This window comes from Bradyrhizobium sp. UFLA06-06 (genome assembly GCF_054820065.1).
On sequence record NZ_JADFUD010000009.1, the window covers coordinates 22,886 to 36,818 of the forward strand.

At 65.8% G+C, this 13,933-nt stretch carries 11 protein-coding genes; 4 read left to right on the plus strand and 7 right to left on the minus strand.

What is annotated here, in order from left to right; all coding sequences use genetic code 11:
- Positions 1-164 precede the first annotated feature (164 nt).
- Positions 165-329 carry a Flp family type IVb pilin gene (locus IF803_RS10125; protein WP_028342167.1) on the minus strand — a complete coding sequence of 55 codons (165 nt, stop codon included), beginning with the start codon at positions 327-329 and terminating at the stop codon, positions 165-167.
- Positions 330-499: 170 nt separating this feature from the next.
- Here IF803_RS10125 and IF803_RS10130 point away from each other — a divergent pair, with 170 nt between their 5' ends.
- Complete coding sequence (locus IF803_RS10130) at positions 500-1,384, plus strand: 50S ribosomal protein L11 methyltransferase (RefSeq protein WP_461192045.1); 885 nt, start codon at positions 500-502, stop codon at positions 1,382-1,384.
- Positions 1,381-1,887 (plus strand): hypothetical protein, encoded by a 507-nt coding sequence (locus tag IF803_RS10135; protein ID WP_461192046.1) that lies wholly within the window; start codon positions 1,381-1,383, stop codon positions 1,885-1,887. Before IF803_RS10130 ends, IF803_RS10135 begins: the two co-directional genes overlap by 4 nt.
- Before the next feature lie 20 nt (positions 1,888-1,907).
- On the opposite strand, the gene IF803_RS10140 is transcribed toward IF803_RS10135, so the two are convergent.
- Complete coding sequence (locus tag IF803_RS10140) at positions 1,908-2,093, minus strand: hypothetical protein (protein WP_028342170.1); 186 nt, start codon at positions 2,091-2,093, stop codon at positions 1,908-1,910.
- A 192-nt stretch (positions 2,094-2,285) separates the two neighbouring features.
- On the opposite strand from IF803_RS10140, the gene IF803_RS10145 reads away from it, so the two are divergent.
- Positions 2,286-4,115 (plus strand): aminopeptidase P family protein, encoded by a 1,830-nt coding sequence (locus IF803_RS10145; protein WP_461192158.1) that lies wholly within the window; start codon positions 2,286-2,288, stop codon positions 4,113-4,115.
- Between the two features lie 293 nt (positions 4,116-4,408).
- Positions 4,409-5,686: a multidrug effflux MFS transporter gene (locus IF803_RS10150; RefSeq protein WP_461192047.1), complete on the plus strand. Its 1,278-nt coding sequence runs from the start codon at positions 4,409-4,411 to the stop codon at positions 5,684-5,686.
- A gap of 115 nt (positions 5,687-5,801) precedes the next feature.
- On the opposite strand, the gene ligA is transcribed toward IF803_RS10150, so the two are convergent.
- The 5 genes from ligA to ftsZ all read right to left on the minus strand — a co-directional run bounded on the left by ligA (position 5,802) and on the right by ftsZ (position 13,915).
- Entirely contained in the window at positions 5,802-7,949 is a 2,148-nt protein-coding gene (gene ligA, locus IF803_RS10155; RefSeq protein WP_461192048.1) for an NAD-dependent DNA ligase LigA, read from the minus strand.
- Positions 7,950-7,956: 7 nt separating this feature from the next.
- On the minus strand, positions 7,957-9,627 hold the full coding sequence (gene recN / locus IF803_RS10160; protein WP_461192049.1) for a DNA repair protein RecN: 1,671 nt from the start codon (positions 9,625-9,627) through the stop codon (positions 7,957-7,959).
- 13 nt (positions 9,628-9,640) lie between these two features.
- Complete coding sequence (locus tag IF803_RS10165) at positions 9,641-10,549, minus strand: outer membrane protein assembly factor BamD (RefSeq protein ID WP_026193135.1); 909 nt, start codon at positions 10,547-10,549, stop codon at positions 9,641-9,643.
- 259 nt (positions 10,550-10,808) lie between these two features.
- Positions 10,809-11,771: a UDP-3-O-acyl-N-acetylglucosamine deacetylase gene (gene lpxC / locus IF803_RS10170; protein ID WP_028342176.1), complete on the minus strand. Its 963-nt coding sequence runs from the start codon at positions 11,769-11,771 to the stop codon at positions 10,809-10,811.
- A gap of 350 nt (positions 11,772-12,121) precedes the next feature.
- Positions 12,122-13,915, minus strand: coding sequence for a cell division protein FtsZ (gene ftsZ / locus IF803_RS10175; RefSeq protein WP_461192050.1), 1,794 nt, complete (start codon positions 13,913-13,915; stop codon positions 12,122-12,124).
- Between the last annotated feature and the right edge of the window lie 18 nt (positions 13,916-13,933).

Genomic DNA, 13,933 nt, shown 5'->3' on the forward strand with positions numbered 1-13,933 from the left:
TGGACGCCGCTGTGGACCGGCTGTGCGACGGACGCTGACAATCCCTGGAGAACGCGGTTGATGTCTTGTCGACAAGCTGGGTGTGGCTCTGTGGACAACCGGTCAAAAAGAAAACACCGGGCGACATGTCGCCCGGTGCTTCCCTGAGAACGCCGTTCGAGAGATTACTTCAGCGAGCCGCTGATCGAGTTGAAGGTCCCGCTCAGTGCCGAGCCGACGCCATTCACCGCAGCGATGATGGCGATGGCGATACCGGTCGCGATCAGTCCGTATTCGATGGCGGTCGCGCCGGATTCATTCCGCAAAAACTTAACGATAAAAGCCTTCATTGCAGCCCTGCCCTTGGTTGTGATGCCTTGGAACGAAGGGTGTTCCCAGTTCCGCCACCGTACTAGTACGGCAACATCTAAGGTTGTCTGAACCGGGAACCTCTCAATTCTCGCGATATTCGATTGAATCCGGCTTGAAATTTTAACAAAAACCGCGCTACCGGCCTCCGATGACCCCGTCCACACACCGCGCCAGCGTCACCCTTCCAGATGAATCGATCGCGAAGCGCGTGGTAGACGCGCTTTCCGAGCTGCTTTTCGAGGATCAGGCGGCGTTTGCGGCCTTCGAGCGGCCGGATGGCCGCTGGGACGTCACCGTCCATTTTTCCGAGCCGCCGGACCAAAATCTACTCCGCGAGCTGGTTGGCCAGGTGGTGCGGCAGAATGTCGCATCGACTTTAGTTTTTGATACCGTGGAGGCCAAGGACTGGGTCAAGGCCAGCCTGGAGGACCTCGTCCCGGTCGCGGCCGGCCGCTTCATCGTCCACGGCCAGCATGACCGGCACCGGATACCCCCCAACAAGCTCGGGATTGAGATCGAGGCGGCGCTGGCCTTCGGCACCGGCCATCACGGCACCACGCGCGGCTGCCTGCTGCTGCTCGACCACGTGCTGAAGGCGTATCAGCCCCGCCGCGTGCTGGATCTCGGCACCGGGACCGGCGTGCTGGCGATCGCCGCCGCCAAGGCGCTGCACGGCAAGGTGCTGGCGAGCGATATCGACCCGCCGTCGGTCCGTGTCGCCGAAGAGAATGCCCGGCTGAACGGCACAGGCGATCTGGTGGACGTGATTCCCGCCACCGGCTTTGCCGCACCGCGCTTTGCCGAGGACGGTCCGTTCGACCTGGTGCTCGCCAATATCCTCGCCAATCCGCTGCGGCAGCTGGCCGGCCCGATGGCGCGCCACCTTGCCTCGTCGGCGCAGGTCATTCTCTCGGGCCTGCTGACGCACCAGGCGCCGGCGGTCATCGCCGCCTACCGTGCCCGCGGGCTGGTGCCGCTGCGGCATCTGAAGATCGAGGGCTGGAGCAGCCTGCTGCTGCGTTTCGTGAAGTGACCGCGACCGGCAGACAGTGCGGCGACTGCACGCTCTGCTGCAAGGTGATGGCGATCGAGGAACTGGCAAAGCCCGCCAATACGTGGTGCCCGCATTGCGAGCCGGGGCGCGGCTGCCGGACCTATCCGGGCCGGCCGGCGGAATGCCGCGCCTTCAGCTGCGTCTGGCTGGCGAACGAGCTGCTGGAGGAGCACTGGAAGCCTTCCAGGTCGAAGCTCGTCCTGACCACGTCCGAAGATGGTCTTGAGGTCAGATGCGATCCGGGCTTCCCCGACGCCTGGCGCAGGGAGCCGTTTCGCAACGAGCTCAGGGAATGGGCGATCTCCGGCGAGACGCTCGACATGACCGTCGTCGTGATCGCCGGCCAGCGCATGACGCTGCTGACGCCCGATCGTGAATTCGATCTCGGCATCGTCGGCCCCGATGAGCGGATCGTGCGCGAGCTCGAGGACGGCAAGGTCGTCAATGTGACCGTGGCGAAGGCGTCGGATCTGGAACGGTAGCCGCGATCTGTGTGGATTAGCTATTCGGGTGCTGGAGAATCGCTGCGGATGGTCTCGACCTTGTCCTGACCGGCCGCACGCTTGGCCCGCGCCTCGACCAAGCGGTCCAGCATCTGGACGATGACGCCGCGCTGCTTCTGTTCGACCGGCGCAATCGGGCCGCGGCGGACCGGCGGCGAGATCTTCTCAAACGTGAATGCAGGCATCGTGCATCTCCTCACCGTTGAGTTGAGACACTCCTGGACACTCCCCATACGCTTGACCCGTTGACGTGCAGTGGACATCGTCCGGTCAATTCCACTATGCCATATTCAAGCATAAGTTATGCCAAAAATATGGTCATGCTTGACCGCGCTCGCGCGAAGGTCATGCTTCCATCGGAAGAGAGTACGACGGCGATGTTCGAAGCCCATTTCCAGACGTTCGAAGAGCCCGAAGCCGGCGTGGCGCTGACCGCACGCTTGAGCGCGCTGCGCGAGGAACTGGCGCGGCGCAAGCTGACCGGGTTCGTGATTCCGCGCGCCGACCAGCAGCAGAATGAATATGTCGCAGCCTCCGAGGAGCGGCTCGCCTGGCTGACCGGCTTCACCGGATCGGCCGGGCTCGCGATCGTGCTGAGCAAGGAAGCGGCCCTGTTCGTCGACGGCCGCTACACGCTGCAGGCCGGCAAGCAGGTCGACCGCAAGGCCTGGCAGGTCGAGCCGCTGGTCGAGCCGCCGCCGGAGCACTGGCTGACCCGGCATCTGGCGGCCGGCGACCGCCTGGGATTTGACCCCTGGCTGCACACTTCTGCGGCAGCCGAACGGCTGGCGGCGGCCTGCGCCAAGGCCGGCGCGGAATTGGTCGCCGTCGACGGCAATCCGGTCGATGCGATCTGGCACGAGCGGCCGGCACCGCCGCTCGGCCCGGTCACGATCCACGGCGCGCAGTTTTCCGGGGAGATCGAAGCCGACAAGCTCAAGCGCATTCGGCTTGAGATCAACAAGCTCGGCGTCGACGCGCTGGTGTTGTCCGACAGCCACGCGGTGGCCTGGACCTTCAACATCCGCGGCGCCGACGTCTCGCATACGCCACTGCCGCTGTCCTATGCGCTGGTGCCGAAGGAAGGCCGGCCGCTGGTGTTCATCGATCAGCGCAAGCTGTCCAACTCGACGCGCGACCATCTCGAGCAATCGGCCGATGTCGAGCAGCCGGCGGCGCTGGCGGCAAAACTCACCGAGCTCGCCAAGCGCGGCGCCTCGATCGCGCTCGACAACGCGACCGCAGCCGACGCCTTGAGCCGCCTGATCGCGGGTGCCGGCGGCAAGCCGGTGCGCGGCAGCGATCCCGTGAGCCTCTTGAAGGCGGTCAAGAACATCACCGAGATCGAGGGCACGCGCACGGCGCATCAGCGCGACGCGGTGGCGCTGGTGCGTTTCCTTGCCTGGATCGACCGCGAGGCGCCCTCCGGCAGCCTCACCGAGATCGACACCGTCGAGGCACTGGAGACGTTCCGCCGCCAGACCGGCGCGCTGAAGGACGTCTCCTTCCCGACCATCGCCGGCACCGGGCCGAACGGCGCCATCGTGCACTACCGCGTGACGCGCAAGAGCAACCGCCGCATCGAGCCCGGCGACCTCCTGCTGATCGATTCCGGCGCGCAATATGAGGACGGCACCACCGACGTCACCCGCACCATTGCGATCGGCAAGCCGACCGACGAGATGCGCGACCGCTTCACCCGCGTGCTGCGGGGCCATATCGCGATCGCCCGCGCGATCTTCCCCGACGGCACCACCGGTGCGCAGCTCGACACGCTGGCGCGCCAATATCTCTGGCAGGCCGGGATCGATTTCGAGCACGGCACCGGCCACGGCGTTGGCAGCTATCTCAGCGTCCATGAAGGGCCGGCGCGGATTTCCAAGCTCGGCACCACGCCGCTGAAGCGCGGCATGATCCTGTCCAACGAGCCCGGCTACTACAAGACCGACGCCTACGGCATCCGGATCGAGAACCTCGAGCTCGTGATCGGCACCGACATTGCCGGCGCCGAGAAGCCAATCAATGCCTTCGAGACGCTGACGCTGGCGCCGATCGATCGGCGCCTGATCGAGGTCAGCATGCTGAGCCCGGACGAGTTGAGCTGGCTCAACGACTACCACGCCCGCGTCGCGCAGGTGGTGCGTCCGCATCTCGACGACAACGCTACCAAGCTGTGGCTGGATGAGGCAACGGCGGCGTTGAGGTAGCGGCGCCGAGTTTACCGTCATCCTCTCCTCGTACTCGCTGTCATCCCCCGCGACAGCGGGGGATCCAGTACGCCGCGGCCTATCAATTCAAATACGCCTGCCTCTTGAATACTGGGTCCCCCGCTTTCGCGGAGGACGACAGCAGAATTCGCGGCTGACGACAGTGTGTTTATTGCGCGAGACGAAACATCGTCGCTAGCGTCTCCTGAAATCGCATGGGCGTATGCCGAAACACCCATATTCCGCGCGGACGGGCACGCTACAGTCTTTCCACAATGCTGGATCGGACCTGAATGCACGGCGTGATGGGCAAGCCGCCCGGCGCGGCCAAAGACAACATCGCGACATCGAAGGTCATGCTGCTGATGCTCGTCGTGATGACGGGCGTGGCGCCGATCTCGCTCTACATGCTGGTGCCGGCGCTACCGGTGCTGGCGACCACCTTCGGCCGCGACATCTCCGTCGCGCAGATGACCGTGTCGCTCTACATGGTCGGCATCGCGCTTTCGCAGCTGATCATGGGGCCGCTGTCCGACAGGTTCGGCCGCCGGCCGGTGCTGCTCGCGGGCCTCGGCCTGATGGTCGTGGCCGGTGTCGGCTCGGTGTTCGCCGAGACCCTGCCGCAACTGATCGCGGCGCGCTTCTTCCAGGCGCTTGGCGGCGCCAGCGGCATGGTGATCAGCCGTGCCATCATCCGCGACCTCTATCCGCGCGAGCGGGTCGGCGCCATGATCAGCCTCGTCGTCGCCGCGCTGATGATCGCGCAGATGGTGAGCCCGCTGACCGGCGGCCTGCTGGAGACCACATTCGGCTGGCGCGCGATCCTCTATCTCATCACCGCGGCGTCGCTGATCACCACGATCTTCATCGCGCTGGCGCTGCCGGAAACCCGCCGCGACCGCGCCGAGAGCAGCAGCTTTCGCGGCGACCTCGGCAAGCTGATGACGAGCCGCGCCTTCGTCGGTTACCTGTTGTGCCAGGTATTGGCGTCACAGATCATCTTCGCCTTCGCCGGCGGCGGCCCCTATATCGTGGTGACCCAGATGGGCCGGACCAGTGCCGAATATGGCGCGTGGTTCGCGATGACGGGGTTCGGCTACTTCGTCGGCAATCTCCTGTGCGTGCGCTTCGCGCCGCGGCACTCGCTGGAGAAACTGATCTGGTTCGGCCTCGCGCTGCAGGTCGGCGGCAGCCTGTTGAACCTGGTCTGGAGTTTTACTGGAGTAAACCAGGCGCCGCTCTGGCTGTTCGGTACCCAGATGATCGTGATGATCGCCAACGCCTTCGTGATGGCCAATTCCGCCGCCGGCGCCATCAGCATCCGCCCCGAAGCCGCCGGCACCGCCTCGGGCGCCATGGGCTTCCTGCAGCAGGGCGTCGGCTCGCTGATCTCGCAATTCGGCGCCTATCTCGGCGGCCACTCCACCACGACGCTGCCGCTGACCGCGGCGATCTTCGCGATCTCGATCGCCTGCGCCTGCACCATGATCTTCGTCGTGCCGCGGCGACAGGTGGTGGTGAGCGAGGAGCTGATCGCGCAGGCCGAGGAGGATGAGCAGGGGATGATGTGAGCAGTTCGTCATTCCGGGGCGATGCGCAGCATCGAACTATGGTGCGCAATTGCGCACCTGAGAATCTCGAGATTCCGGGTTCGCCTCTTCGAGGCGCCCCGGAATGACGGACATCCTACTCCCCGATCAGCTTCAGCCACTCGTCCTCGGTGAGTACCTGGACGCCGTGCTTCTGCGCTTCGGCAAGCTTCGAGCCGGCGCCCGGCCCCGCGACGACATAGTCGGTCTTCTTCGACACCGAGCCGGCAGCCTTGGCACCCAACCGTTCGGCCCTCGCCTTGGCCTCGTCGCGCGTCATCTTTTCGAGCGATCCGGTGAACACCACGGTCTTGCCGGCCACCGCCGAATTGCTCTTCGGCTTCTCGGCGTCGATGATCTCGTCGAGCTCCCCGGTCAGCCGCTCGACGATGCCACGATTGTGGCTCTCGCCGAAATAGTCCGCGATGCTCCTGATCACGGTGTCGCCGATCTGGTCGAGCGCATCCATCTCCGCCATCGCTTCCTCGTCGCCCTTGGCGACCTTGAGGCAGGCATCGTGGAACGCGTCCCAGGAGCCATAGCCGCGCGCCAGTGCGAGCGCGGTGGTCTCGCCGACATGGCGCATGCCGAGCGCGTAGATGAAGCGCTCCAGGCCAATCCTGCGCCGGCTGTCGATCGCCGCGAACAGATTGCGCACCGAAGTCTCGCCGTAGCCTTCGATGTCCTCCAGCTTCAGCTTCGCGTTGCGCTTCTGCAGCGTGAAGATATCAGCCGGCTCCTTGACCCATCCCTCGTCGAAGAAATATTGCAACTGCTTCACGCCGAGACCGTCGATATCGAAGGCGCGGCGCGACACGAACAGAATGAGGTGCTCGACCTTCTGGAACGGACAGGCGAACTCGCCGGTGCAGCGGGCGCGCGAGCCCTCCTCGCCGGCCGCGGTCTCCTCGCGCACGACGTCGGTGTGCAGCGGGCACGGGCATTTCTTCGGGAAGTGGAATTCCTTCGCGTTCTTCGGCCGCTTGTCGATCACGACGTCGACGACCTGCGGGATCACGTCGCCGGCGCGCTGGATCACCACGGTGTCGCCGATCCTGATGTCGCGTCCCTCGCGCAGCACCTCGCCCTTGTTGCCGATGCCCTTGATGTAGTCCTCATTGTGCAGCGTGACGTTCTGCACGATCACGCCGCCGACACCGACCGGCTCGAGCTTGCCGACCGGCGTGAATGAGCCGGTGCGCCCGACCTGGATCTCGATGTCGCGCAAAACCGTCATGGCGCGCTCGGCTGGGAATTTGTGCGCGATCGCCCAGCGCGGTGTGCGCGATACGAAGCCGAGCCGCTCCTGCCAGTCGATGCGATCGACCTTGTAGACAACGCCGTCGATGTCGTAGTCGAGCTCGGCGCGCTGCTCCTCGATCTTGCGATGGAACGCGATCAGCTCCTCGACCGAGTGACACAATTTGGTCAGCGGATTGGTCTTGAAGCCGCACCGCTCGAACCAGTGGATCATGTCGGTTTGGGTATCCTCCGGCATCGGGCTCATCTCGCCCCAGGCATAGGCGAAGAAGCCGAGCGGCCGCGAGGCGGTGATGGTCGGATCCTTCTGGCGCAACGAGCCGGCCGCCGAATTGCGCGGATTGGCGAAGATGGTGTCGCCGGCCGCCTTCTGCCGCTCGTTGAGCGCGAGGAACGCCTTCTTGGTCATGTAGACCTCGCCGCGCACCTCGCAGATGTCGGGCACGTTGCGGCCCTTCAGCTTCTGCGGCACGTCCTCGAGCGTGCGGATGTTGGCGGTGACGTCCTCACCCTCGGCGCCGTCGCCGCGGGTTGCCGCGGTGACGAGTTCGCCGCCCTCATAGCGCAGCGACATCGAGAGCCCGTCGATCTTCGGCTCGGCCGAGAAATCGATTTTGTCATCCGGCAACTTGAGGAAGCGCGTGATCCGTCCGACGAAGTCGACCACGTCGGCTTCCGCGAACGCGTTGTCGAGCGACAGCATCGGCAACGAATGCCGAACCTTCCTGAAGCGCCCGGACGGCGCGGCGCCGACCTTCTGCGACGGCGATTCCGCGGTGACGAATTCCGGGAAGCGCTTCTCGATCGCATTGTAACGCTGCCGCAGCGCGTCGTATTCGGCATCGGTGACGCTCGGCGCGTCGTCCTGATAGTAACGCTTGTCGTGACCTTCGAGCTCGAGCGCAAGGCGCATCAACTCGACCTTGGCCTGGGCCTTGGTGAGCTTGTCGACGTCGACCAGCGCTTTCTTGGCTTTGGTGGCCATCGGCGAACTAACTCGCCGCCCTGAGCAGCCGTTCCGCGGCCGCCCTCGCCTCCGCGGTGATCTCGGCGCCGGCCAGCATGCGCGCGATCTCTTCGCGGCGGTGGTCGGCGGCGAGCGCGTTGACGCGGGTGGCGACCCGCTTGCCCTTGTCGAGCGCGTCCTTGGAGATCAGAAGATGCTGGCTGGCGCGGGCCGCGACCTGCGGCGCGTGCGTCACCGCCATCACCTGCACCTTGCCGGCAAGGCGCGCCAGCCGCGAGCCGATCGCATCGGCCACCGCGCCGCCGACACCTGTGTCGATTTCGTCGAACACCAAAGTCGGCGCCGAGCCGCGATCGGCCAGCACGACCTTCAGCGCCAGCAGGAAGCGCGACAGCTCGCCGCCGGAGGCGACCTTCATCATCGGCCCGGGCTTGGTGCCCGGATTGGTCTGCACCCAGAACTCGACGCGGTCGATGCCTTGCGGCCCCGGCGCGGCCGCGCTGCTCTCGACCTGGGTCATGAACTTCGCGCGCTCGAGCTTGAGCGGCGCAAGCTCGGCGTTGACGGCCTTGTTGAGCTTCTCGGCGGCCTTGGTGCGCGCCGCCGACAGTTTGGCGGCAGCCGCCGCATAGCGCTTGTCGGCTTCACCGGCGGCCGCTTCCAGCTTCTTCAGCTGGTCGGCGCCGGCATCGATCAGCGCGACGTCGCCGGCATATTGCGCCGCCAGCGCGGCCAGCAGATCGACCGGCGTCGAATATTTACGCGAGGCGGCGCGCAGCGCGAACAGCCGCTCCTCGATGCGCTCCAGCTCGGCCGGATCGAAATCGGTCGCCGCCAGCGCAGCGTTGAGGTGCTGGTCGGCCTCTTCCAGCGCGTTGATCGCAATGTCGATCGCCTTGACCGCGGGCTCGATCAGCGAAGGCGCATTGGCGGCGCGCCGCTCCAGCCGTCGTACCGCGGCCGACAGCGACGCCACCGGCGAATGCGAGCCGCCGATCGCCTCCTGCGCCTCGCGCAGATCGGTTGCGATCTTCTCGCCCTGCATCATGGTGGTGCGGCGACCCGCGAGCTCGGTCTCCTCGCCCTCCTTCGGCGCCAGCGTCTTCAATTCCTGCGAGGCATGGCGCAGATAGTCCGCCTCGCGCGCGGCGCGCTCCATGCCGGCGCGATGCTCGTCGAGATCAGCATTGGCGGTCCGCCTGATATCCCACAGCGCTTCCAGCGCCGCGACGTCCTTCTCGTGTCCGGCGAAGGCGTCAAGCAGCTGGCGATGGGTGGAGGCATCGACCAGCGCGCGCTCGTCATGCTGGCCGTGGATCTCGACCAGCGCGGCGCCGACCGCCTTCAGGGTCTGCACGCTGATCGCCTGATCGTTGATGAAGGCACGGGTGCGGCCGTCGGCGAGCTGCACGCGGCGCAGGATCATCTCACCGGTGTCGTCGAGGCCATTCTCGGCCAGGATCCCGGCCGCCGGGTGCCCCTTCGGGACATCGAACATGGCGGTGACCTGCCCCTGTTCGGCGCCGTGGCGCACCAGTCCGGCATCGCCGCGGCCGCCGAGCGCCAGCGCAAAGGCATCGAGCAGGATGGATTTGCCTGCGCCAGTTTCGCCGGTCAGCACCGCGAGGCCACGGGAAAATTCGATATCGAGCCGTTCGATCAGGACGATGTCACGGATCGACAGACGCGCCAGCATGCGAGGACAATTCCTAGCCGAGACCTATCTTCTTGAAGGTCCTGCTGATCCAGGAACCCTGATTCTCGCTCGGCTCGAGACCGCCGGACTTTACTAGATTATATGCGTCCTTGTACCAGCGGCTGTCTGGAAAATTGTGGCCGAGCACCGCGGCCGCGGTCTGCGCCTCGCCGGCGATGCCGATCGCCATGTAGGCCTCGGTGAGGCGGAAGAGCGCCTCCTCGACGTGGCGCGTGGTCTGGTACTGCGTGACCACGGTCTTGAAGCGGTTGATCGCGGCGGTGAAGTCGCGCTTGCCCATGTAATAGCGCCCGACCGCCATTTCCTTGCCGGCGAGCTGGTCGCGCGCAGCCTGGATCTTGGACTTGGCCTGGGTGGCGTATTCCGAGGTCGGATATTTGCGGACCACCTCTTCGAGCGCCGCGATCGCCTTCTCGGTGCGGCTCTGGTCGCGCGAGATGTCCGGGATCTGATCGAAATGCGATGCCGCGATCAGGTACTGGGCGTAGGACGCATCCGGGCTGCCGGGATGCAGCGTGACGTAGCGGGTGGCCGAGCCGATGCAGCTGTCGTAATCGCCCGCCTGGTAGAACGAATAGGCCGACATCAAGAGCGACTTGCGCGCCCAGTCGGAATAGGGATGCTGACGGTCGACTTCCTCGAACTTCTTCGAGGCGGCCTTCAGGTCCTTCTTCTCGTTCATCATGTACAAGCCCTCATTGTAGAGCTTGTCCGCGGGCTCATCGACGAACGTGTCGTCCTTGGCCATGAACTTGTCCCACAGCGCGCCGGTGCCGCAGCCGCTGAGCGGCATGGCCAGCACAATCAGGCCCGCCGCGAAACGCAGCGTGCGCGCGGCCTTGGTCAGGCCGGAGACGTCAGAAGAATTGCGTGATTCGAGCGCCATACGCATTGCCGACATGAATTGTAAAACCTGACGCCTTTGATGCGGTTAACGGCAACCCCACTCCACCCATGAACCGCGGTCATGGATGCAATACTTCCAGTGCCATTGGCCGCCGTCACTCGCAACCGCAGGCCTGCTTAGCCGAAAAATGACCGTGGACCAACCGAATACGGAGCCATTCCGCCGGGAATAAGGCGACCCAGCGAAGCTCACAGCCTACTGTGGTTATTACGGAAATTGGACCCGACCGGCCAGGCGATCAGGACTTGGGCGATCAGGACACGTCCGGGCCGTAGGCCGGGGCGACGAGGCCGCCTACGGTGCCTGCACCGGCTTCGACATGGCCGCGGAGCGGCCGCCGAGCGGTGTCCGATTCGACCACCCGCCAGGCGCTGCGGTCGGCGAGCAGCGCCTTCAGCACCGCGTTGTTGAGCTTGTGGCCGCCCCGTACCGAACGGTAGCTGCCGAGCAGCGGCAGGCCGGCCAGCGCCAGATCGCCGATCACGTCGAGCACCTTGTGGCGGGCGCATTCGTCGGCGTAGCGCAGGCCCTCGGCGTTGAGCAGACGGGCCTCGTCGAACACCACGGTGTTGTCGAAGGACGCGCCGAGCGCGAAGCCTGCACCCCACAGCCGCGCCACGTCGCTCATGCAGCCGAACGTGCGAGCCCGCGCGACCTCGCGGCGGAAACCTTCCGGCGACAGATCGAAGGTGAAGGTCTGGCGGCCAATCACCTGGTTGGTGAAATCGATCTCGACTTCGGTGCGGAACCCGCCGGCGAACGGACGCAGCTCGCCAACCGATTCGCCGATCTTGACCTGCACCGGCTTCAAAACCTGGATGAAGCGGCGGACGCCGGGCTGGGTCACGATGCCCGCCTGATCGATGGCCGCGACGAACGCTGCAGCGCTGCCGTCCATGATCGGAACCTCGGCGCCGTCGACTTCGATGGTGGCGTTGTCGACGCCCATGCCGCGCAGCGCCGCGAGCACGTGCTCGGCGGTGGAAACCAGCGGCCCCTCGCGGTCACCCAGCACCGTCGCGAACTCGGTCGCGATCACCGCATCGGCGGTGGCCACGACTTCGCGGTCGGAACCGTCGAGACCGGTGCGGACAAAAATAAAACCCGCATCAACAGGTGCAGGTCCCAAGGTGAGACTGACAGGAAGACCGGAATGAACGCCTACGCCAGTCACGGTGGCTTGCGACCGAAGCGTGGTTTGACGGCTGAACTTCATTCGATAATGCCCACTACCCGACTTCACTCAATTCAAGTGGCCAAATTTCCCCAAGGCCGACTCGCTTGAGCTCCCCAAGTCACGGCAGACCATAGTCACAGCCCTAAACCGCGCCAACTCACGCTTCTTTACCGATTGTTACCCCATCTCCGCCGCATTCACGCCCAAGGTTAACCAAATTGCGGCAGCGAAAACGGCCCTCGGCGACGCGCCATCAGACCACCGAAAGAATAATTAATCATTTAAAATCAGTTGCTTGTTTGTCCTGCACGATCGCCTGCCCGCGACAAGGAAAAGGCCCCGGCGGTTCCCCGCCGAGGCCTTCTTCGTCGCCAAGCTTGTAACAAACTTCAGTTTGCCTGCCGGCGCAGGAAGGCCGGGATATCAAGATGGTCGTCGCCCTGTGGCGCCGGGGCAACAGGTGCCTGGCGGCCATGAGCGTCCAGACCCTGTGGCGCAGGGCGCTTTGCATATTCGGATACCGGCGATTCGTTCGCCGAGATCTGCTGGGCGACGCTGCGGGCCGGCTTGCGCTCGGGCAGCGGCGGCATCGTCGGCATGGCCGGACCGGAGGCGCGGGCCGCGATCGGCGGCTCGGTCTCTTCGTCGCGGCGGCCGAGGCCGACATTGGCCAGCCGCTGCAGCAGCGACAGCCGGGTCTTCTGCGGGTGCTCCACCTCGCCGTCACCGCTGGCCTGGCGGATTTCGGCCTGCGCCGGCATCGGCAGATCCTCGAACTTCGGCATCCGCGGAGCACGGACCGGCGACCGTTCCGCCGCCTGCGGGATGAAGGTCTCGGGCGGCATAGGCTCATGCTGCTCGGCCCGGGCGGCCTCGTGGTCCGGGAACAGCGAGGGCTTCTGGGCAATCGGCCGCACGGTGACGTCACCGTAAGAGGCCGGCTGCATCGGCGCCTGGGCAGCCGGCGCGCTGTCGGGAGCAACCGCGGCGGCTATCGCCGCGAGCGCGGCGCGCTCGACGGCCGGACGTCCCTGGGGCACGGCGGGCGGAGCCGCGATCGGCGCGACCGTCACGCCGGTCGACGGTTCCAGCTTCTGGGCACGCTCGGCCATGCGCTGATTGTCGGCACGCAGGCGGGCGGTCAGATCGGCCAGCCGGCTCTCCGGCGAACCACCCGACTGCTGCGCGGCGGGAGCCTGAGCGCGGGAGGCAATGGCCGCCTGCTCGATACCGGTCGCGACCACCGAGACGCGAATGACGCCATCGAGCGATTCATCGAAGGTGGCGCCGACGATGATGTTGGCGTCGGCGTCGACCTCTTCGCGAATGCGGGTGGCGGCTTCGTCGACCTCGAACAGGGTCAGGTCCTTGCCGCCCGTGATCGAGATCAGGAGGCCGCGGGCGCCCTTCATCGAGCTGTCGTCGATCAGCGGGTTGGCGATCGCGGCTTCCGCGGCGGTCAGCGCGCGCTTCTCGCCGGTGGCTTCGCCGGTGCCCATCATCGCCTTGCCCATCTCACGCATCACGGCGCGGACGTCGGCGAAGTCGAGGTTGATCAGGCCTTCCTTGACCATCAGGTCGGTGATGCAGGCGACGCCCGAGTATAGCACCTGGTCGGCCATCGCGAAGGCGTCGGCGAAGGTGGTCTTCTCGTTGGCGACTCGGAACAGGTTCTGGTTCGGGATGATCAGCAGCGTGTCGACCACCTTGTGCAGCTCGGCGATGCCGTGCTCGGCGGTGCGCATGCGGCGCTGACCTTCGAAGTGGAACGGCTTGGTCACCACGCCGACGGTGAGGATTCCCATCTCGCGCGCGGCCTTGGCGATCACGGGCGCAGCACCGGTGCCGGTGCCGCCGCCCATGCCGGCGGTGACGAACACCATGTTGGCGCCGGTGAGGTGATCGCGCAGCTCGTCCATGACCTCCTGCGCGGCCGCAGCGCCGACGTCGGGCTGCGAACCGGCGCCGAGGCCCTGGGTGACCTGGGTGCCCATCTGCACGATGCGCTGCGCCTTCGACATGGTCAGCGCCTGCGCGTCGGTGTTGGCGACGACGAAGTCGACGCCCTGCAACCCGGCGGTGATCATGTTGTTGACGGCATTACCACCCGCGCCGCCGACGCCGAAGACGGTGATCCGCGGTTTCAGCTCGCTGATGTCAGGGGGTGTCAGATTGAGTGCCATGGTTGCCTCTCTCGATTA